This is a genomic window from Vibrio sp., from assembly GCF_050299255.1.
GTDB lineage: Bacteria > Pseudomonadota > Gammaproteobacteria > Enterobacterales > Vibrionaceae > Vibrio.
This window is the reverse complement of sequence record NZ_JBNKVP010000071.1, coordinates 1-17314: the sequence shown is the minus strand read 5'-3', so window position 1 is coordinate 17314 and position 17314 is coordinate 1. Positions and strand designations below refer to the sequence as shown.

Here is a 17314-nt window from a genome sequence, read left to right as displayed (position 1 = left end):
GACCGGACTAACTCTATCCTGATTTCCGGCGATCCACAGGTACGGGCGCGCCTGCGCAAACTGATCAAGCAGCTCGACGTGGAGATGGCGACCAAAGGCAATAACAAGGTGGTTTATCTAAAATACGCCAAAGCCGAAGATCTGGTCGATGTGCTGAAAGGGGTGTCGGACAACCTGCAGGCAGAAAAAGCCACCACCAGCGGCACGCCTGCCAATACCGGCAAGCGTGGTGAAGTCATGATCGCCGCGCACCCGGATACCAATGCGCTGGTGCTGACCGCGCCACCGGATATCATGATTGCGCTACAGGAAGTCATCAGCCAGCTGGATATTCGCCGCGCGCAGGTGTTGATTGAGGCGCTGATTGTTGAAATGTCGGAAGGCGATGGCATCAACCTGGGTGTGCAGTGGGGCTCGCTGGAGTCCGGCGCAGTGATTCAGTACGGCAACGCAGGTGCCCGTATGGGTGAGGTGATGATCGGTCTGGAGAAAGCCAAAGACACCACGGAAACCAAAGCGGTTTACGACCAGAATAATAATTTCTTACGGAATGAAACTACTACCAAAAAAGGCGACTTTACCGACCTGGCCAAAGCGCTGGCTGGGGTGAATGGTGCCGCGGTCAGCCTGGCGATGGGCGACTGGGCCGCACTGATCACCGCCGTGTCGTCCGATTCCAACTCCAATATCCTGTCATCCCCGAGCATTACCGTGATGGATAACGGTGAAGCGTCGTTTATTGTCGGTGAAGAAGTGCCGGTATTGACCGGCTCAACGGCAGGCTCGAACAACTCCAACCCGTTCCAGACCGTTGATCGTAAAGAAGTGGGTATCAAGCTCAAAGTGGTGCCACAGATCAACGAAGGCAATTCGGTGCAACTGAATATCGAACAGGAAGTTTCCAACGTACTCGGCGCGCAAGGCGCGGTCGATGTGCGTTTTGCCAAGCGTCAGCTCAATACCTCGGTGATGGTCGAGGACGGCCAGATGATCGTACTGGGCGGCCTGATCGACGAGCGCGCGCTGGAAAGCGAGTCAAAAGTACCGCTGCTGGGCGATATCCCGATTCTGGGCCACCTGTTTAAATCCACCAGTACTCAGGTAGAAAAGAAAAACCTGATGGTATTTATCAAGCCGACCATCATCCGCGATGGGGTGACCGCCGATGGTATTACCCAGCGCAAGTACAACTTTATCCGTGCCGAGCAGCTGTATAAAGCGGAACAGGGTCTGAAACTGATGAATGACGACAATATTCCGGTTCTGCCGAAGTACGGCGACGATATTCGTCATCCGGCTGAGATTCAGGCCTTCCTGGACCAAATTGAAAATAACTGATGTTGGAGTCACCGATGACCGCACCGTTTCGCCGACTGCCGTTTAGTTTCGCTAACCGCTTTAAGCTGGTGCTTGAACGCCATCCACAAGGGCTGAAACTCAATTATGTCCAACCACTGCCGATGCAGGCGGTCCTGGAAGTGAAACGGGTGATCGAGGAACCGTTTACTCTAACGGAAGTCAGCCAGGAAGAGTTCGAAAATATCCTCACCGAAGCCTACCAGCGCGATTCCTCTGAAGCGCGTCAGTTGATGGAAGATCTGGGTGCAGACAGCGACGACTTTTTTTCCTTAGCGGAAGATCTGCCCCAGGGCGAAGATCTGCTCGAGTCCGAAGATGACGCGCCAATCATCAAACTGATCAATGCCATGTTGGCGGAAGCGATCAAGGTGGGGGCTTCGGATATCCACATTGAAACGTTTGAGAAAAGCCTGTCGATCCGTTTTCGGGTGGACGGCGTACTGCGTGAAGTGCTGTCGCCCAGCCGCAAGCTGGCCCCGCTGTTGGTGTCACGGGTGAAAGTTATGGCCAGGCTGGACATCGCCGAAAAACGGGTTCCTCAGGATGGCCGTATCTCGCTGCGTATCGGTGGCCGGGCGGTGGATGTGCGGGTCTCGACCATGCCATCGTCCCACGGCGAACGGGTGGTAATGCGTTTGCTGGATAAGCACGCTACCCGGCTCGATCTGCACAGTCTGGGCATGACGGCCCTCAACCACGACAACTTCCGCAAACTGATCGACCGACCACACGGTATTTTACTGGTGACCGGCCCGACCGGTTCAGGTAAATCCACCACCCTGTACGCCGGCCTGCAGGAACTGAACAGCAACGAGCGCAATATTCTGACCGTCGAAGACCCGATCGAGTTCGATATTGACGGCATCGGCCAGACCCAGGTAAACCCAAAAGTGGACATGACCTTTGCCCGCGGCTTAAGGGCAATACTCCGCCAGGACCCGGATGTGGTAATGGTCGGGGAGATCCGCGACCTGGAAACCGCCCAGATTGCGGTGCAGGCGTCGTTGACGGGGCACCTGGTGATGTCAACCCTGCACACCAACACGGCGGTTGGTGCCATCACCCGTTTGCGGGATATGGGGATTGAACCGTTTCTGATTTCATCTTCCTTGCTGGGCGTGCTGGCACAACGGCTGGTGCGAACTTTATGCCCGGACTGTAAGCAGCCGTTTGAAGCCGATGCGGCGCAGAAAGCGATGTTTGATATCGCGGCCAATGAGCCACTGACACTCTATCGCGCGACCGGCTGTGAAGTCTGTAGCCAGAAAGGCTACCGGGGCCGGACCGGTATTCACGAGCTGCTGGTGGTTGATGACCATATTCAGGAACTGATCCACAGTGAGGCCGGAGAGCAGGCGATCGAAAAAGCCATTCGTGCCACCACACCGAGTATCCGCAGCGATGGCCTGGCCAAAGTACGCCAGGGCATCACCTCAATCGAAGAAGTCATGCGTGTGACCAAGGAAGCGTAATGGCGGCATTTGAGTATAAGGCGCTCGATGTTAAAGGGCGCAGCAAAAAAGGCGTGATTGAGGGAGATACTGCCCGTCAGGTCCGTTCGCGCTTAAAAGAGCAGGGCTTAGTGCCGGTGGAAGTGCTGGAAACCCGCGCGAAGAGCAACGGCCAGGCGCAAAAAGCGGGAATGAGCTTCAAACGGGGTATCAGCACGCCGGATCTGGCGCTGATCACCCGTCAGTTGTCGACTCTGGTGCAGTCCGGTATGCCGCTGGAAGAGTGTCTCAAAGCAGTCTCAGAGCAGTCTGAGAAAAACCGCATCCGCTCTATGCTGGCGGCGGTGCGCTCGAAAGTCACGGAAGGCTATACGCTGGCAGACAGCCTGGCCGATTATCCGCATATTTTTGATGATTTGTTTCGTTCCATGGTCTCCGCCGGAGAAAAATCCGGCCATTTGGACGCGGTGCTAGAACGGCTGGCCGATTACGCGGAAAACCGCCAGAAAATGCGTTCCAAACTGCTGCAAGCGATGATCTATCCCATTGTATTGGTGGTATTTGCTGTCTGTATCGTGGCATTTTTGCTGGCGGCGGTGGTACCAAAAATCGTCGGTCAGTTTGTTCAGATGGGCCAGGAGCTGCCCCAGTCGACCCAAATCCTGCTGGCGGCCAGTGACTTTGTCCAGCAGTGGGGATTGATATTGTTGGTGTCGGTGCTGGTGGTGGTGTATTGCATCCGCTGGGCTCTGACCAAGCCGGGATTGAGACTGAAATGGGATAAAACTGTCATCGGTTTACCGCTGATCGGCAAGATTGCCCGTGGGCTGAATACCTCTCGTTTTGCCCGCACTTTATCTATCTGTACTTCCAGTGCTATCCCTATTCTGGACGGCATGCGCGTGGCGGTGGATGTGATGTCGAATCATTTTGTTAAGCAGCAGGTGATGCTGGCCACCGACAGTGTTCGCGAAGGGGCCAGTCTGCGTAAAGCGCTGGAGCAGACCAAACTGTTTCCACCCATGATGCTGCACATGATTGCCAGTGGTGAACAGAGTGGCGAACTGGAGAGCATGCTGACCCGGGCGGCCGACAACCAGGACACCAGTTTTGAGTCAACGGTCAATATTGCGCTGGGGATTTTTACCCCGGCTCTGATCGCGGTCATGGCCGGACTGGTGCTGTTTATCGTCATGGCGACCATGATGCCAATTTTAGAAATGAATAACCTGATCAGTGGCTAGCCGGTGGGCGCGCCATAGAGAAATCGGGAACATAAACCAATCAAAGTTGACTAAATCGGGTAACCATAACCCTAGTTTGGAGATGTTAATGAAAAACAATCGTACAAAACAATCGGGCTTTACACTGTTAGAAGTAATGGTGGTGATTGTTATTTTGGGCATTTTAGCCAGTTTTGTGGTGCCCAACCTGCTCGGCAACAAAGAGAAGGCAGACCAGCAAAAAGCCATCACTGACATTGTCGCGTTAGAAAACGCCCTGGATATGTACAAACTGGATAACAGTGTCTATCCAACCACCGATCAAGGTCTGGATGCACTGGTCACTAAACCAAGCAACCCGGAGCCGCGCAACTATCGCGATGGCGGTTATATTAAACGTCTGCCTAATGACCCTTGGGGTAACCCGTACCAGTACCTGAGCCCCGGTGACAAAGGCAACATCGATGTCTTTACTCTGGGCGCAGATGGTCAGGAAGGCGGTGAAGGTGTCGCGGCCGATATCGGTAACTGGAACATACAGGACTACCAGTAAGCGATCGCGAAGAATGGATGAATAATGGGACGGCAGCAAGGCTTTACCTTAATTGAACTGCTATTGGTGCTGGCTCTGTTGGCGGTCACTTCGGTTGCGGTGATCGCCACACTGCCGGGCAATAGCCAGGATGAAGCCAAGCAGTACGCCCAGAGCTTTTATCAGCGATTATTGTTACTCAATGAAGAGGCGATACTCGGCGGACGGGATTTTGGCCTGACCGTCGACGAAGAGAAAAAACAGTACCGGTGGTTGCAGTTGGATGACCAGGGCTGGCAACTGCTGGATATGGATAGCATACCGGCAACCACGGAAATTGACGACGAACTGACGTTAACTTTGACCATGGGGGCCGGGGTCTGGCAAGACGACGACCGCTTGTTTGAACCGGGCAGCTTGTTCGATGAAGACATGTTTGCCGAACAGGAACAAAAATCTCTGCCACCGCCTGATATTCTGGTGGCATCGAGCGGTGAAATTACCCCGTTCACGCTGGCGATCTATCCACAGCAAGGGGACTCAGTGCAGGATGGCTGGCGCCTGACCGCGTATGAGAATGGCCAGATTACCCTGCTCAAGCCGGGAGAACTGGATGAAGAGTAGCCAACGCGGGATGACCCTACTGGAGGTGCTGGTAGCACTGGCTATTTTCGCAACGGCCGCCATTGCGGTGCTGCGTTCGGTCAGCCAGCATATCAACACCCTCAGCTATCTGGAGGAAAAAACCTTCGCTGCCATGGTAGTGGATAATCAGATGGCGAAAGTCACGCTGGCTGGCGGTACCATCCGTAAGCAGAACGGCAAACAAGAGCTGGCAGGCAGGGAATGGTACTGGCAGGTCACGCCGGTGACCACGGTCGGCAATCTATTGCAGGGTTTTGACGTCAGCGTTGCCCTGGACAAAGACAGTTCACCACTGTTGACGGTACGCAGCTATGTCGCTAAATAGAGTGTCGCTAAATAAAGTGTGGCCAAATAGAGATAACCGCCGTAAAGGCCGCAGCAAAGGGTTTACCCTGATCGAAGTACTGGTCGCAATCGCGATTTTTGCCAGCTTGAGTGTGGCGGCCTACCAGGTGGTGAACCAGATCCAGCGCAGCAATGAACTGTCGCTGGAACGCAGTGAACGGTTAAAACAGTTGCAGCGCGCGCTGGTGTTTATCGACAACGATTTTCGTCAAATGGCGGCACGCCGTTTTCGTCTCAACGGAGAGGAAGCCAGTAGTCAGCTATTATTGTGGCAGGACTACTTGTTAGATTCGGACAGCAAAGGGGTGTTGTTTACCCGGTTGGGCTGGCTTAATCCACAGCAGCAGTTTCCCCGCGGGGAAGTAGCAAAAGTCGGATACCGGCTGAAAGAAGATGTACTGGAGCGGGTCTGGTGGCGTTATCCCGACACGCCGATCGGTCAGCAGGGTTTGGTCATGCCGCTACTGACTTTAGTGAAAAGTTTTGAGCTGCGTTTTTATGTCGATGGTGAATGGACCAGCAACTGGCAGAGTCCAAACAGCCTGCCTGAAGCCGTCTCGTTTAATATTGAGCTGGAAGATTACGGCAAGCTTGAACGGATATATCTGACCGGTGGTGCCTCAATCAGAGACAGCAACAGTGGTGAGCAGGGAGAGCAGAATGGCGGCTAAACGGGCCCAGAGCGGCGTCGCTTTGATCGTGATTTTGTTGCTGTTGGCGATCATGACCAGTATTGCCGCCACCATGGCCGACCGGTTGTTCAGTCAGTTCAAACGCGCTGGCAGCCAGTTGAATTACCAGCAGGCGTATTGGTACAGCATCGGGATTGAAGCGCTGGCGATCAAAGGGATCGAACAGAGTTACACCGATAACGACAACATCAACCTTTCCCAGCCCTGGGCCATTGAGCAGCAGACTTATCCGCTGGATTATGGCCAGGTGACCGGCAGGTTGTGGGACCTGCAGGCGTGTTTCAATTTAAATGCCCTGTCGGCGGTCACGGCCAATAACGACCAGCAGGCTCCTTATCTGGTCAATGCGCTGCAGCGACTGATTGAAATTGTCGGTATCGATAACTACCAGGCGGAAGTGATCGCCCAGTCGATGTGGGAGTTCGTGGATAAAAACAACGTGGTCAATAGTCTGGTCGGGGTGGAGGACAGTGAGTACGAATCGCTGTTGCCGCCTTATGTGGCGCCGAATGACTTTATCGCCGATGCCAGTGAGTTACGGGCGGTGTATCAGGTCAGCGGAGATGCGATGACGCTGCTAGGGCCGATGATATGTGCGTTGCCGACAGACAGTTTGCAGATTAACGTCAACACCCTGCTGCCAGAGCAGGCGCCGTTACTGGCGGCCATGTTTACCCCGGCGCTGAGTGAATCGGACGCGCGTGACATTATCGAGGGGCGCGCATACAACGGCTGGGACAGCGTTGAAGACTTTGTCGCCGAATCGGGTTTGCAAGGTGTTGATGCCGAGTTAGTGGCGCGAGTTAAACCATACTTAACGGTGGACAGTCGGTACTTCGAACTGGATGCCCAGGTGTTGGTCAATGAATCCCGGTTGCGGGTGCGCAGCCTGTTATTTAGTACAAATCGAGAAACTGCAACGGTAATTCGCCGTCGCTATGGAGGGATCGGTGAACGAGTATCTAGTCGTTCGACTGAATAGTCAACGGACAGACGCTATCCAGTGGTTAGTGTGGTCAGAGAGCCGTCACGAAGTGATCGCCAGCGGCGAATTAGCGGGATGGCATGAGCTGGATAGGCTGACGGAATATGCAGATAAACGCCAGACCATCGTCTTGTTGTCTGCCAAACAGACGATACTGCGCAGTGTCGATATCCCGGCCGGTGCCTCGCGACAGTTTGAATCTATGCTGCCGTATCTGCTGGAAGATGAGATCGCCCAGGATGTGGAACAGCTGCATTTTACACTGCTGGCGAAACAGCAGGGCCAGGCGCTGATTTGCGCCCTGGACCGAATCTGGCTGGAAACCCTGCTGGCAGAATGTAAGGCGCTGGGCATCGAGATCAAGCGCGTATTGCCGGATGTGTTGGCGCTGCCGCTCAATCCGGAAGGTTTGAGCGCGGTGGAAATCGCTGGTCAGTGGCTGATTCGAAAAGGCGAATACAGTGGTATCAGTGTCGACCACGATTGGTTTGCCATGCTGGCCGCGTCTGACTGGGTTAAACAAGAGCAGCAATTCTTACCTTTGGTTGCTTACTCTCCGCTGCCTGAACTGCAACTCGACCCACAGCAAGAGTGGCAACAAGGGGAAGCTGAGCTGGTGATGCAGCTGTTGGCTGAGCAGGCGATCAAGAGCCGGGTTAATCTGCTCACCGGGCCGTTCAAGCCCAAATCCTCGGTGTGGCGCTACTGGAGCATATGGCGTAAAGCGGCCGTCGCTGCTCTGGTGTTGCTGGTGATATCAGCGGCCAGCAGCCTGCTGCAAATCCATCAGTATCAAACCCAGGCCGATCAATACCGGGCTGAGAGCGAGCGCATTTTCCGCGCTGCGCTGCCAGGCAAAAATAAAATTCCTACCGTCAGTTATCTCAAGCGGCAGATGGATGATGAACTGGCCAAGCTTGGCGGTGGGGGTGACCAGAATGTACTGATGAACTGGCTGCTGAAACTGCCGGTCACATTGCGCAAAGTTGAAGATATGAATCTGTTGTCGGTCAAATACGACGGCAGCCGCCAGGAGCTGAGACTGCAGGCGCAAAGTAAAGACTTCCAGAGTTTCGAGCAGGCCAGGGTAGAATTGGCACAGTATTTCCAAGTTGATCAGGGCCAGTTAAGCCGTTCCGGCGAATGGGTCAACGGCACCTTCGTGCTCAAAGCTAAGTGAGGCAGAGATGAATAGTTTATTGACGTCGTTACAGAGCTGGTGGCAGGGAATCAGTACCCGGGAGCAACGTATGGTTATCGTCGCCAGCATACTGCTGCTGGTCGGTGGGATATACTGGGGCATACTGGCTCCCTTGAGTCAGAATGCTGAGGCGGCGCAGGGTCGTCTGGTATCGGAAAAGCAATTGCTCAGTTGGGTCAGTGACAAAGCTGATGACATTACCCGGCTGCGTGCCGCCGGTGGCATCACTGTCTCCAGCCAGCCGTTAAACCAGATTCTCTCTTCCTCGGCCAATCGGTTTCAGATTTCCCTGACCCGGGTTCAGCCGCGCGGCGAAATGGTCCAGGTCTGGATAGAGCCTTTGCCGTTTAACCGTTTTATCGACTGGCTGGCTTACCTGCGCGATCAGCAGGGGGTCACGATAGAGTTTCTGGATATTGCCAAAGCGGACCGCGAAGGGGTGGTCGAAGTAAAACGATTGCAGTTAAGTAAAGGGTAAGTGTGTTGAAGAAGTACATTCTGTTAAGCCTGTTGTTTTTATCGGTTTTTGTTGTCAGTTTATTAGCACATTTGCCTGCAGCGCTGGTGGTGAAACACGCGCCGTTACCGGCTCAGTTGGCCATCGAAGGTGTCAGCGGCACGCTGTGGCAAGGACAGGCAAGCCAGGTTAACTGGCAGCGACGCTCACTGGGCCCGCTAAGCTGGCAATGGCAGCCATCCCGTTTGATTGAGGGTAAGCTGGCCGCGCAGCTGCGTTTGTCCGGTAAAGAGAGCGATTATGCGCTTGCTGGCCGGGGAGAAGTCGGTCTTTCGCTGTCGGGGGCTTATGCGCAAAACCTGCTGGCGTCACTGCCAGCTTCTGCGGTGATCAAACAGTTGCCGCTACCGCCGCTTCCGGTGGAACTGGGTGGTCAGGTGGAGATCAATATTCGCCACTGGCAGTATCAGCCACCTTACTGTGAGGCTGGTGAAGCGACTTTAGTGTGGAACAGCGATCGGATCGCATCGCCACTTGGTGACCTTGAGCTTGGTCCGGTGATCGCCGATGTTCGTTGTCAGCAGCAACAGATCAACCTGCAGGGTGAGCAGTCCAGCGATCAGGTGGTAGGCGGATTCGCAGTTGAAGTCGATCCGAACGGCCGCTACAACGCTTCCGGCTGGTTTAAGCCGCAGGCAGCGTTTCCACCGGCGATGAATGCGCAACTGCCCTGGCTGGGCAATCCGGACGGCAAAGGCCGTTATCAGTTTCAACAACAAGGGGCGCTGTAGCGCCCCTTTGGTTTTATTAGATAGTTCGGTGAGCGGCTCACTGGTCTAATCAGTCTTTAATCTGCAGAATATCATTCCAGGGCAGTTGCTCATCTCCCATCACGATAAAGTTAGGATTCTCCAGCGATTCGCGCTCGTTGTAGGACAGCGGCAGCAGATGAGTACTGAGTATCCGGCCACCGGCTTCTTCGACAATGCATTGTGTCGCAGCGGTATCCCACTCTCCGGTCGGACCGAGACGCACGTAGCAGTCGACCGCCCCTTCGGCAACCAGACAGGCTTTCAGGGCGGCAGAACCCAGTGGCACCAATTCGTAGTTCCAGGCACTGCTCATACGGCGGGTAACGCTGTTGATGTTTTGTCGCCGGCTGATGGCAATGGCGATAGGCGAACCCGGCTGCTCATGTTTGTGGGTGCTGATCTGTACCCGTTCAGCCATATCGGGAATTTTCCAGGCGCCCAGACCATGATAGGCGTAATAGGTCACGCCGGATACCGGGCCGTACACCACGCCCATCACCGGGCGGTTGTTTTCCACCAGCGCAATAATGGTGGCGAAGTCGCCGCTGCGGGCGATAAATTCCTGGGTGCCATCGAGCGGGTCCACCAGCCAGTAGCGGTTCCATTGGGCGCGGTCGGTCAGGCTGATATTGGCGGCTTCTTCAGATAGCACCGGAATCTCCGGGGTGAGCTGGTTCAATTGCAGGGTGATCAGCTTATGAGCGGCGATATCGGCGCTGGTGACCGGTGTTTCATCGCTTTTGATGAATTCGTCGTACTCTTTGTTCTCGTAGATGTCGAGGATCAACTGCCCGGCTGAACGAGCGATCTCTATCACTTCCGGGAGCAACTGGGATAAATCTTGATTGGTTGCCATCATTTTTCTCAATACTCGCGACTAATCTTTTAAGACGCGCAGGGCCAACATCAGCGCAGTAATACTGCGAGCTTCGCAAAAATCGACGTGGGTCAGCAGTTCTTCTGCCTGTGCCAAAGGCCAGCGAACCACTTCCAATGGCTCTGGTTCATCGCCTTCCAACTGTTCTGAGTATAGATCCTGTGCGATAAATAACGTCATCCGGCTGGAAAAATAGGAGGGTGCGAGCACCACTTCTTTTAACGGTTGCAGGCTGTGGGCACCGAAGCCAATTTCTTCTTTTAATTCACGTACCGCGGCTTGTTGTGCCGATTCACCATGATCTATCAGGCCCTTGGGAAAGCCGAGCTCATAACGCTCGGTGCCGGCGGCGTATTCTCTTACCAGCAACAGGTCACCCTGTTCGGTCACCGGTACCATCATGACCGCGTTACGGCCACTGGGCCGCATTCGCTCATAGGTGCGCTCGATGCCATTACTGAAGCGCAGGTCGAGTGACTCCACGGCAAACAATCTGGACTGGGCAACGGTTCGTTTGGCTAAGATTTCTGGCAAGATCCTTTTGGTCACACGGAAACTCCAAAGCTGGGTAAGTCATCCTACTATAGGGAAAAGGGCGCAGGTTGAAAAGAGACCTGCAGGCCTGACAGGCAATTTGTCCGACGAATAAAAAAGGCCGGCGTCATTGCCAGCCTCTATCGTCAGTTGCGATCAGTAGTAGGAGTGCTCACCGCGATCGTGTTCAGTGGCATCGCGCACGGCGCTCAGTTCGCCTTCAAACTGCGCCAGCAGCTCTTTCTCGATACCTTCTTTCAGGGTTACATCCACCATAGAGCAGCCGTTACAGCCGCCGCCGAAGGCAACGATAGCCACGCCGTCGTCAGTGATTTCCATCAGGCTGACATGGCCGCCGTGGCTGGCCAGCTGTGGGTTGACCTGAGTCTGAATCGCGTATTCAACCCGCTCGACCAGAGGGGCATCATCCGACACTTTGCGCATTTTGGCGTTCGGTGCTTTCAGGGTCAGCTGCGAACCCATTTTGTCGGTGACGAAGTCGATTTCGGCCTCTTCCAGAAACGGCAGGCTCAGCTCGTCAACAAAGGCAGAAAAGCCGTTGTACTGCATTTCAGTGTCGGTCGCTTCCACTGCCTCTGGCGGGCAGTAAGAAACACCACACTCGGCATTCTGAGTTCCTGGATTAACCACAAAGACGCGAATGTTAGTGCCTTCAGGTTGCTGACCGAGCAGGTTAGCAAAGTGAGACTGGGCAGATTCAGTAATAGTAATAATATTTGACACGACGAATACCTGAGTAAATTTGTAGGCTATTTATTCTCCATTTTACTCTTGTCATCAGTGAGATCTAGCCTTTTTTCTTTTATGAGAAAATCAGGGCCGATTCATGCGGATAATTGCACGACTCAAATCAGTCAGGAGTACGACAGATACAATAAATATCAATGCTTTCGGCGCCGGCTGCAAGCAGCAATTGGCACATTTGTGTCATGGTACTGCCTGTGGTGACCACATCATCGACCAGCGCCAGATGGGCGCCGCAAATCACCGTTGTGCTTATGGGGGCCAGCGCGAATGCGCCGGTCAGGTTGTGCAGCCTTTGCTGGCGGTCCAGCCTCTGCTGCGCCTTCGTGGCGATGGTGCGTTTCACCAGTCCGGGCTGATACGGAACAGCCAGGCGACGCGCCAGTTGCCTTGCCAGCAGGTCGCTCTGGTTATAACCGCGCCGCCAGTAACGTTGCCAGTGCATCGGCACGCTGAGGATGATATCGGGTTTGTGGGTGACGCGGTTAAGTAGCAGTTCGGCCAGCAGCCCGGCGAGCCAGGGTTGGCGCTGATACTTGAGCTGGTGCACCAGGCCAGATAGCGGTGGCTGGTAATCTCCGACACAATACAGCCGCTGCCATAACGGCGGCTGCTGCAGGCACTGGCCACACAGGCTGGTGTCGTCGGTACTCTGCAGGCCACAGCACGGGCAGCGTGAGGTCTGCAGAAGGCGTTGCAGGCAGAAGCGGCACAGTTTAGCGTGGTCATCGGCCAGCGGCATCCGGCACAGTGGACAGAGTCTGACCAGCGTGCGGGCGATGTTTTTTGTCAACCAATTGGTTACCATAGGCGCTTTGGTTTTCAGTAACTGGGATTTGAGGTTCTGGCTAATCATGGCGGGACGTGGCGCAAGTTGAGGATGGAAATAGTGGCAGAGAATGTGACACAGCAAGCGGAACTGTATTGGCAGGAAAGCGGCCAGGGGCCGGATCTGGTGTTGATCCACGGTTGGGGGATGAATGGCGCAGTGTGGCAGCAGACGGTCGACACGCTCAGCCAGCACTTTACCGTCCATGTGGTGGATTTGCCCGGTTATGGTCACAGTAGCCACTGCCACGCCGACAATCTGGAAGGCATCGGTCAGTTGCTGCTGCGCGGAGCCCCGGACAAAGCCGCCTGGCTGGGTTGGTCACTGGGTGGGCTGGTGGCCAGCTACCTGGCGCTGTATCACCCGGATCGGGTCAGTAAGCTGATCACGGTAGCCAGTTCGCCGAAATTTTCTGCTGAAGGTCGCTGGCGAGGCATACAGCCCCAGGTGCTGAGTCAGTTCAGTCAACAGCTTACCGAAGACTTCACCCTGACGGTGGAGCGGTTTATGGCGCTGCAGGCGATGGGCAGCCCTTCCGCACGTCAGGATGTCAAACAGCTGAAACAGTCGGTATTGTCGCGGCCAATGCCCGATCCGCACTCGCTGACGCTCGGGTTGCAGCTGCTGGCGGAAGTGGATCTGCGTCAGGCACTGGCCACACTGCAGGTGCCGATGCTGCGCTTGTACGGTCGGCTGGATGGCCTGGTGCCGGTGAAAGTCGCCGCAGAGCTGGACCGCCAGTGGCCGGAAAGTGAATCCCACGTGTTTGCCCAATCCTCTCACGCGCCGTTTATTACCGAATCAGAGCAGTTCTGCCAGCGGATCGTCCAATTTTTAGGCAAATAAACACTAAAATTTTCACAGTGCAGGCCGATAACTAAGCTAACCCGGCAGCGACAAGCCCTGTGGCTGTCGGGGTGGGCGATACTGAGGAGGTTTCGGCTATGATAGTGTCACCGACTAACGTAAGTGTGCCACTTATCGCCCCATCGGTTAATGTGCAAACGGAGCAGGCCGCCCGTGACAACAAAGTCCGTGAGCCTGTTGTGCCAACCGTCGCGTTAGCAAAAAGCAATGCTGAGCGGAAAGTCAAAGCAGACGATAAGCGTCGTAAACAGAGCTCCTGGGATCCGTCTGAGCACCCTGACTATGAGTCGGAACTGCACTCGGAAGTGGCGTGCGCTTATCAGGAAGACCCGGCCGAAACCCTGGCCAGGCTTTTCAGTCTGATTGCACTCGACAGCTACAGCAACTGTCAGGGCAAGGGCTATGCGATGCGGTTTCGGCTACCAAAACACATTATTGATGCTGCGATAACAGATGGGCAGATGGCAAGAAGGCGAACGGTGATCAGGTACCATTATGGTCATGCGGTGGCACCAAATATTCCTTCTGAAGTCATCGCTGTGTTATAGCGCCGTATTATCAGGCGCAGACCATCAGTAAAAAACCCACTCAGCTTAGGCTCAGTGGGCTTTTTTTTGTTAGCCAGAAGTTCAACTAGCCAAGGGTTCCGCTAGCGACTTTCTGATGGTTACTTTTTCGCTTTGGCAAAGGCGGCGGCAAAGGCGCCACCCATGGCACTGTCAGAAGGCTGGTTGCGCTGGCGCTTGGCGGCTGAACCTTTTTGCCGTTCCGGGGTACTGCGCTGACTGCGATTGTCCTGACCTGGCTGGTCATCCAGCCGCATTGACAGGCCGATCCGTTTGCGCGCCACGTCCACTTCCATCACCTTAACCTTGACGATGTCACCAGCTTTGACCACTTCACGCGGATCCGAAACAAACTTGTTGGCCAGGGCTGACACGTGCACCAGGCCATCCTGATGCACGCCGATATCGACAAAAGCACCGAAGTTGGCCACGTTGGAGATCACCCCTTCCAGAATCATACCCGGCTCCAGGTCATTGAGAGTATTGACGCCCTCGGCAAAGGTGGCGGTTTTAAACTCAGGCCGCGGGTCCCGGCCGGGCTTGTCCAGTTCGCGGATAATGTCGGTCACCGTCGGCAAACCAAATTCCTGGTCGGTGTAATCGGCGGCGTGCAGTTTCTGCAGGAAGGCGGAATTGCCGATCATCTCGCCAATGCCCTGCCGGCTCTGCTCGGCGATGCGTTTCACCACCGGGTAGGCTTCCGGGTGCACTGCCGAGGCATCGAGCGGGTTACGGCCATCCATAATACGCAGGAATCCGGCGCTCTGTTCAAACGCTTTAGGCCCCAGGCGCGGCACTTTTTTCAGCTGGCTGCGGCTGTCGAATCGGCCGTGTTCGTCACGGTAGGCGACGATATTCTGCGCCAAAGTCTGGCTCAGACCGGCCACCCGGGTCAGCAGCGCCGGAGAGGCGGTATTCACGTCTACGCCGACCGCGTTCACACAGTCTTCCACCACCGCATCCAGCCGCTTGGCCAGCAGGCTCGCGCTGACATCGTGCTGATACTGACCCACGCCAATCGATTTCGGGTCGATTTTGACCAGTTCCGCCAGCGGATCCTGCAGACGACGGGCGATAGACACCGCACCGCGCAGCGATACGTCTAGCTGTGGAAACTCCTGTGCCGCCAGTTCGGAAGCCGAATACACCGATGCGCCGGCTTCGCTGACCATGATTTTTTGACAGTTAAGCTGGTTTTTCTCGATCAGATCGGCGACAAAGCGGTCGGTTTCCCGCGAGGCGGTACCGTTGCCGATGGCGATCAGGTCGACCTGGTGCTGGCGCACCAGTTTCGCCACTACCTGTGCCGCCTGCTGAGTCTGTTTTTGTGGCGGGTGAGGGTAGATGGTGTCGGTGGCGAGCAGTTTACCGGTGCTGTCGACAACGGCAATTTTCGAACCGGTACGCAGACCGGGATCCAGCCCCAGAGTGGCCCGTGGCCCGGCCGGGGCGGCCATCAGCAGATCTTTCAGGTTGCTGGCGAATACTTCAATCGCTTCCAGTTCGGCGCGCTCTTTCATCGCCGCCATCAGTTCGGTTTCCATGTGCATCGACACTTTGACCCGCCATGCCCAGGCGATCACCTGTTTGCGCCAGCTGTCGGCGGGCGCATCGCTCAGGTGCAGCTGATAGTGTTCGGCAATCAGCGTTTCGCAGTATGACTGGCGAACGGCTTCTTGTTGCTCGGGGTCGGCGTTCAGCGCCAGGGTCAGGATCCCCTCGTTGCGGCCGCGTAACATGGCCAGCGCTCGGTGCGACGGGACCTTGCTGATCGCTTCGTGGTGGTCAAAATAGTCTTTGAATTTTTCGCCTGCCTGCTGCTGGCCGTCGATCACTTTGGCGACCAGTTCGCCGTGACGATTCAGATAACGACGAATTTTCTCCAGCAGGTCGGCATCTTCGGCAATCCGTTCCATCAGGATCGCCCGGGCCCCATCCAGTGCGGCCTTGCTGTCATTGATGTTGTGCTCGGCAGAGAGGTACTGCTGGGCCAGCTGCTCCGGCTGATGCTCTGGCTGTTGCCACAGAGTGTCGGCCAGCGGCTCCAGGCCGGCTTCAATCGCGATCTGCCCTTTGGTGCGACGTTTCGGTTTATACGGCAGGTACAGGTCTTCCAGTCGCGTCTTGCTGTCGGCCTGGTTGATGGCGGTTTCCAGTTCACTGCTGAGTTTGCCTTGGTCGCGAATGGATTTCAGGATCGTCTGACGGCGCTCATCCAGCTCACGCAGGTAGGCCAGTCGGCTGTCCAGGGTGCGCAGCTGAGTATCGTCCAGTCCGCCGGTGACCTCTTTACGGTAGCGGGCAATAAAAGGAACAGTGTTGCCATCGTCAATCAGGGTAACGGCGGCGATGATCTGCTGTGGGCGAACATTGAGTTCACCGGCGATCTGATGACAAATAGCTTGGCTCATCAATGAGATCTCTTTAATTGATTTGTGAACCCGATAAATCGAGTAGTGTATGATGAATCTAACATGGGGGTTAGCAGGCCAATTTCAATCGCTCAGGCGGTGGTAATCCGGCTTGGCGTTGATTTTGCCAATCAAATAGTCAACAAAGTTAGAATTGTGTAAAAACAGTCACTAAACTGCGAACTATAGGGTAATAAATCACTCAGATGATATCCGTCCACTCCCCAACTCAGCTTCGAATGGATAACAACTATGAAAAAATTCGCCTTGACCATGACGCTGTTTCTGACCGCGTTATTTTCCATTTCTCTGCCGGCTGCCACGCTTTCTGCAACTACCCAGGCTCCGGTTTACCAGCTGGAAGAAAAGCTGGTGCTGGGGCGACTGGAGAATGTCTATTTTAATGGCATCGACAGTCTGAAGGGAGTGCCGTTCGTCGGTAAAATTGATACCGGTGCGGATACCACATCAATGCATGCTGAGCAGATCCACATCAGCAGCCAGAATCCTAAATATTCCAGCCTGAAAGACGATGCGTTACTGCAGGCGGTGATCGAGGATGTCGGTGGCACCAGAGTAAACTGGCCAAGCGAAAAATATCAGCCTTATCAAATGACAGTGCATTTTGTGATGCGCCACCCTTACAGCGGTGAAAAAGTCACGGTGAGTGACGATCTGGACCGGATCAGTGCCATTCGCAGTCGCAGCAGCAAAAAGCCTTTACTGCGCCCGGTGATCAGCCTGCTGGTGACCATCGCCGGCC

Annotated in this window: 18 protein-coding genes and 1 pseudogene; 14 read left to right on the top strand and 5 right to left on the bottom strand. The window is 55.1% G+C overall.

Annotation, left to right across the window (positions count from 1 at the left end):
* The 11 genes from gspD to ACQY6F_RS15260 all read left to right on the top strand — a co-directional run.
* The coding region (gene gspD / locus ACQY6F_RS15310) for a type II secretion system secretin GspD (RefSeq protein ID WP_428775607.1) at nucleotides 1-1338 on the top strand (1338 nt) is incomplete at its 5' end.
* Between the two features lie 14 nt (nucleotides 1339-1352).
* A complete protein-coding gene (gspE, locus tag ACQY6F_RS15305; protein ID WP_428775605.1) occupies nucleotides 1353-2831 on the top strand; it encodes a type II secretion system ATPase GspE in 1479 nt (492 codons plus the stop codon).
* Entirely contained in the window at nucleotides 2831-4054 is a 1224-nt protein-coding gene (gene gspF, locus ACQY6F_RS15300; protein ID WP_428775603.1) for a type II secretion system inner membrane protein GspF, read from the top strand. The genes gspE and gspF overlap by 1 nt, the downstream gene beginning before the upstream one ends.
* Before the next feature lie 88 nt (nucleotides 4055-4142).
* A complete protein-coding gene (gene gspG, locus ACQY6F_RS15295; RefSeq protein WP_428775601.1) occupies nucleotides 4143-4586 on the top strand; it encodes a type II secretion system major pseudopilin GspG in 444 nt (147 codons plus the stop codon).
* A 24-nt stretch (nucleotides 4587-4610) separates the two neighbouring features.
* Nucleotides 4611-5189, top strand: a complete 579-nt coding sequence (gene gspH / locus ACQY6F_RS15290) for a type II secretion system minor pseudopilin GspH (RefSeq protein WP_428775600.1) — start codon at nucleotides 4611-4613, stop codon at nucleotides 5187-5189.
* Nucleotides 5179-5535 (top strand): type II secretion system minor pseudopilin GspI, encoded by a 357-nt coding sequence (gene gspI, locus ACQY6F_RS15285; RefSeq protein ID WP_428775598.1) that lies wholly within the window; start codon nucleotides 5179-5181, stop codon nucleotides 5533-5535. Before gspH ends, gspI begins: the two co-directional genes overlap by 11 nt.
* Entirely contained in the window at nucleotides 5522-6226 is a 705-nt protein-coding gene (gene gspJ / locus ACQY6F_RS15280) for a type II secretion system minor pseudopilin GspJ (RefSeq protein ID WP_428775597.1), read from the top strand. Before gspI ends, gspJ begins: the two co-directional genes overlap by 14 nt.
* Nucleotides 6216-7229 carry a type II secretion system minor pseudopilin GspK gene (gene gspK / locus ACQY6F_RS15275; RefSeq protein ID WP_428775595.1) on the top strand — a complete coding sequence of 338 codons (1014 nt, stop codon included), beginning with the start codon at nucleotides 6216-6218 and terminating at the stop codon, nucleotides 7227-7229. Before gspJ ends, gspK begins: the two co-directional genes overlap by 11 nt.
* Entirely contained in the window at nucleotides 7198-8412 is a 1215-nt protein-coding gene (gene gspL / locus ACQY6F_RS15270) for a type II secretion system protein GspL (protein ID WP_428775594.1), read from the top strand. The genes gspK and gspL overlap by 32 nt, the downstream gene beginning before the upstream one ends.
* Before the next feature lie 7 nt (nucleotides 8413-8419).
* Nucleotides 8420-8911 (top strand): type II secretion system protein M, encoded by a 492-nt coding sequence (locus ACQY6F_RS15265; RefSeq protein ID WP_428775592.1) that lies wholly within the window; start codon nucleotides 8420-8422, stop codon nucleotides 8909-8911.
* A 5-nt stretch (nucleotides 8912-8916) separates the two neighbouring features.
* The gene (locus ACQY6F_RS15260) at nucleotides 8917-9681 is read left to right on the top strand and encodes a type II secretion system protein N (protein ID WP_428775590.1); all 765 of its coding nucleotides are present in this window, start codon (nucleotides 8917-8919) and stop codon (nucleotides 9679-9681) included.
* Between the two features lie 49 nt (nucleotides 9682-9730).
* On the opposite strand, the gene cysQ is transcribed toward ACQY6F_RS15260, so the two are convergent.
* The 4 genes from cysQ to ACQY6F_RS15240 all read right to left on the bottom strand — a co-directional run bounded on the left by cysQ (nucleotide 9731) and on the right by ACQY6F_RS15240 (nucleotide 12734).
* Nucleotides 9731-10558 carry a 3'(2'),5'-bisphosphate nucleotidase CysQ gene (cysQ, locus tag ACQY6F_RS15255; RefSeq protein WP_428775588.1) on the bottom strand — a complete coding sequence of 276 codons (828 nt, stop codon included), beginning with the start codon at nucleotides 10556-10558 and terminating at the stop codon, nucleotides 9731-9733.
* A gap of 21 nt (nucleotides 10559-10579) precedes the next feature.
* Nucleotides 10580-11128: an ADP compounds hydrolase NudE gene (nudE, locus tag ACQY6F_RS15250; RefSeq protein ID WP_428775586.1), complete on the bottom strand. Its 549-nt coding sequence runs from the start codon at nucleotides 11126-11128 to the stop codon at nucleotides 10580-10582.
* 141 nt (nucleotides 11129-11269) lie between these two features.
* On the bottom strand, nucleotides 11270-11857 hold the full coding sequence (nfuA, locus tag ACQY6F_RS15245) for a Fe-S biogenesis protein NfuA (protein ID WP_428775585.1): 588 nt from the start codon (nucleotides 11855-11857) through the stop codon (nucleotides 11270-11272).
* Nucleotides 11858-11984: 127 nt separating this feature from the next.
* Nucleotides 11985-12734, bottom strand: a complete 750-nt coding sequence (locus ACQY6F_RS15240) for a phosphoribosyltransferase family protein (RefSeq protein WP_428775583.1) — start codon at nucleotides 12732-12734, stop codon at nucleotides 11985-11987.
* A gap of 24 nt (nucleotides 12735-12758) precedes the next feature.
* On the opposite strand from ACQY6F_RS15240, the gene bioH reads away from it, so the two are divergent.
* Together bioH and ACQY6F_RS15230 are read left to right on the top strand one after the other, a co-directional pair.
* Nucleotides 12759-13553 carry a pimeloyl-ACP methyl ester esterase BioH gene (gene bioH, locus ACQY6F_RS15235; protein WP_428775582.1) on the top strand — a complete coding sequence of 265 codons (795 nt, stop codon included), beginning with the start codon at nucleotides 12759-12761 and terminating at the stop codon, nucleotides 13551-13553.
* 98 nt (nucleotides 13554-13651) lie between these two features.
* Nucleotides 13652-14122, top strand: a complete 471-nt coding sequence (locus ACQY6F_RS15230) for an ATP-dependent Lon protease (RefSeq protein WP_428775580.1) — start codon at nucleotides 13652-13654, stop codon at nucleotides 14120-14122.
* A 119-nt stretch (nucleotides 14123-14241) separates the two neighbouring features.
* Here the strand turns inward: ACQY6F_RS15230 and ACQY6F_RS15225 are convergent, their stop codons facing one another.
* On the bottom strand, nucleotides 14242-16551 hold the full coding sequence (locus tag ACQY6F_RS15225) for a Tex family protein (protein ID WP_428775579.1): 2310 nt from the start codon (nucleotides 16549-16551) through the stop codon (nucleotides 14242-14244).
* 252 nt (nucleotides 16552-16803) lie between these two features.
* On the opposite strand from ACQY6F_RS15225, the pseudogene ACQY6F_RS15220 reads away from it, so the two are divergent.
* Nucleotides 16804-17314: pseudogene (locus tag ACQY6F_RS15220) on the top strand (peptidase); the annotation flags it as partial.

Excerpts from the sequence above, each read along its gene's own strand:
- gspG (WP_428775601.1), top strand. The coding sequence starts at position 4,143 with ATGAAAAACAATCGTACAAAACAATCGGGCTTTACACTGTTAGAAGTA.
- ACQY6F_RS15225 (WP_428775579.1), bottom strand. The coding sequence starts at position 16,551 with ATGAGCCAAGCTATTTGTCATCAGATCGCCGGTGAACTCAATGTTCGC.
- gspF (WP_428775603.1), top strand. The coding sequence starts at position 2,831 with ATGGCGGCATTTGAGTATAAGGCGCTCGATGTTAAAGGGCGCAGCAAA.
- gspE (WP_428775605.1), top strand. The coding sequence starts at position 1,353 with ATGACCGCACCGTTTCGCCGACTGCCGTTTAGTTTCGCTAACCGCTTT.
- ACQY6F_RS15240 (WP_428775583.1), bottom strand. The coding sequence starts at position 12,734 with ATGATTAGCCAGAACCTCAAATCCCAGTTACTGAAAACCAAAGCGCCT.
- gspJ (WP_428775597.1), top strand. The coding sequence starts at position 5,522 with ATGTCGCTAAATAGAGTGTCGCTAAATAAAGTGTGGCCAAATAGAGAT.
- bioH (WP_428775582.1), top strand. The coding sequence starts at position 12,759 with ATGGAAATAGTGGCAGAGAATGTGACACAGCAAGCGGAACTGTATTGG.
- gspH (WP_428775600.1), top strand. The coding sequence starts at position 4,611 with ATGGGACGGCAGCAAGGCTTTACCTTAATTGAACTGCTATTGGTGCTG.
- ACQY6F_RS15230 (WP_428775580.1), top strand. The coding sequence starts at position 13,652 with ATGATAGTGTCACCGACTAACGTAAGTGTGCCACTTATCGCCCCATCG.
- gspK (WP_428775595.1), top strand. The coding sequence starts at position 6,216 with ATGGCGGCTAAACGGGCCCAGAGCGGCGTCGCTTTGATCGTGATTTTG.
- cysQ (WP_428775588.1), bottom strand. The coding sequence starts at position 10,558 with ATGGCAACCAATCAAGATTTATCCCAGTTGCTCCCGGAAGTGATAGAG.
- ACQY6F_RS15265 (WP_428775592.1), top strand. The coding sequence starts at position 8,420 with ATGAATAGTTTATTGACGTCGTTACAGAGCTGGTGGCAGGGAATCAGT.
- gspI (WP_428775598.1), top strand. The coding sequence starts at position 5,179 with ATGAAGAGTAGCCAACGCGGGATGACCCTACTGGAGGTGCTGGTAGCA.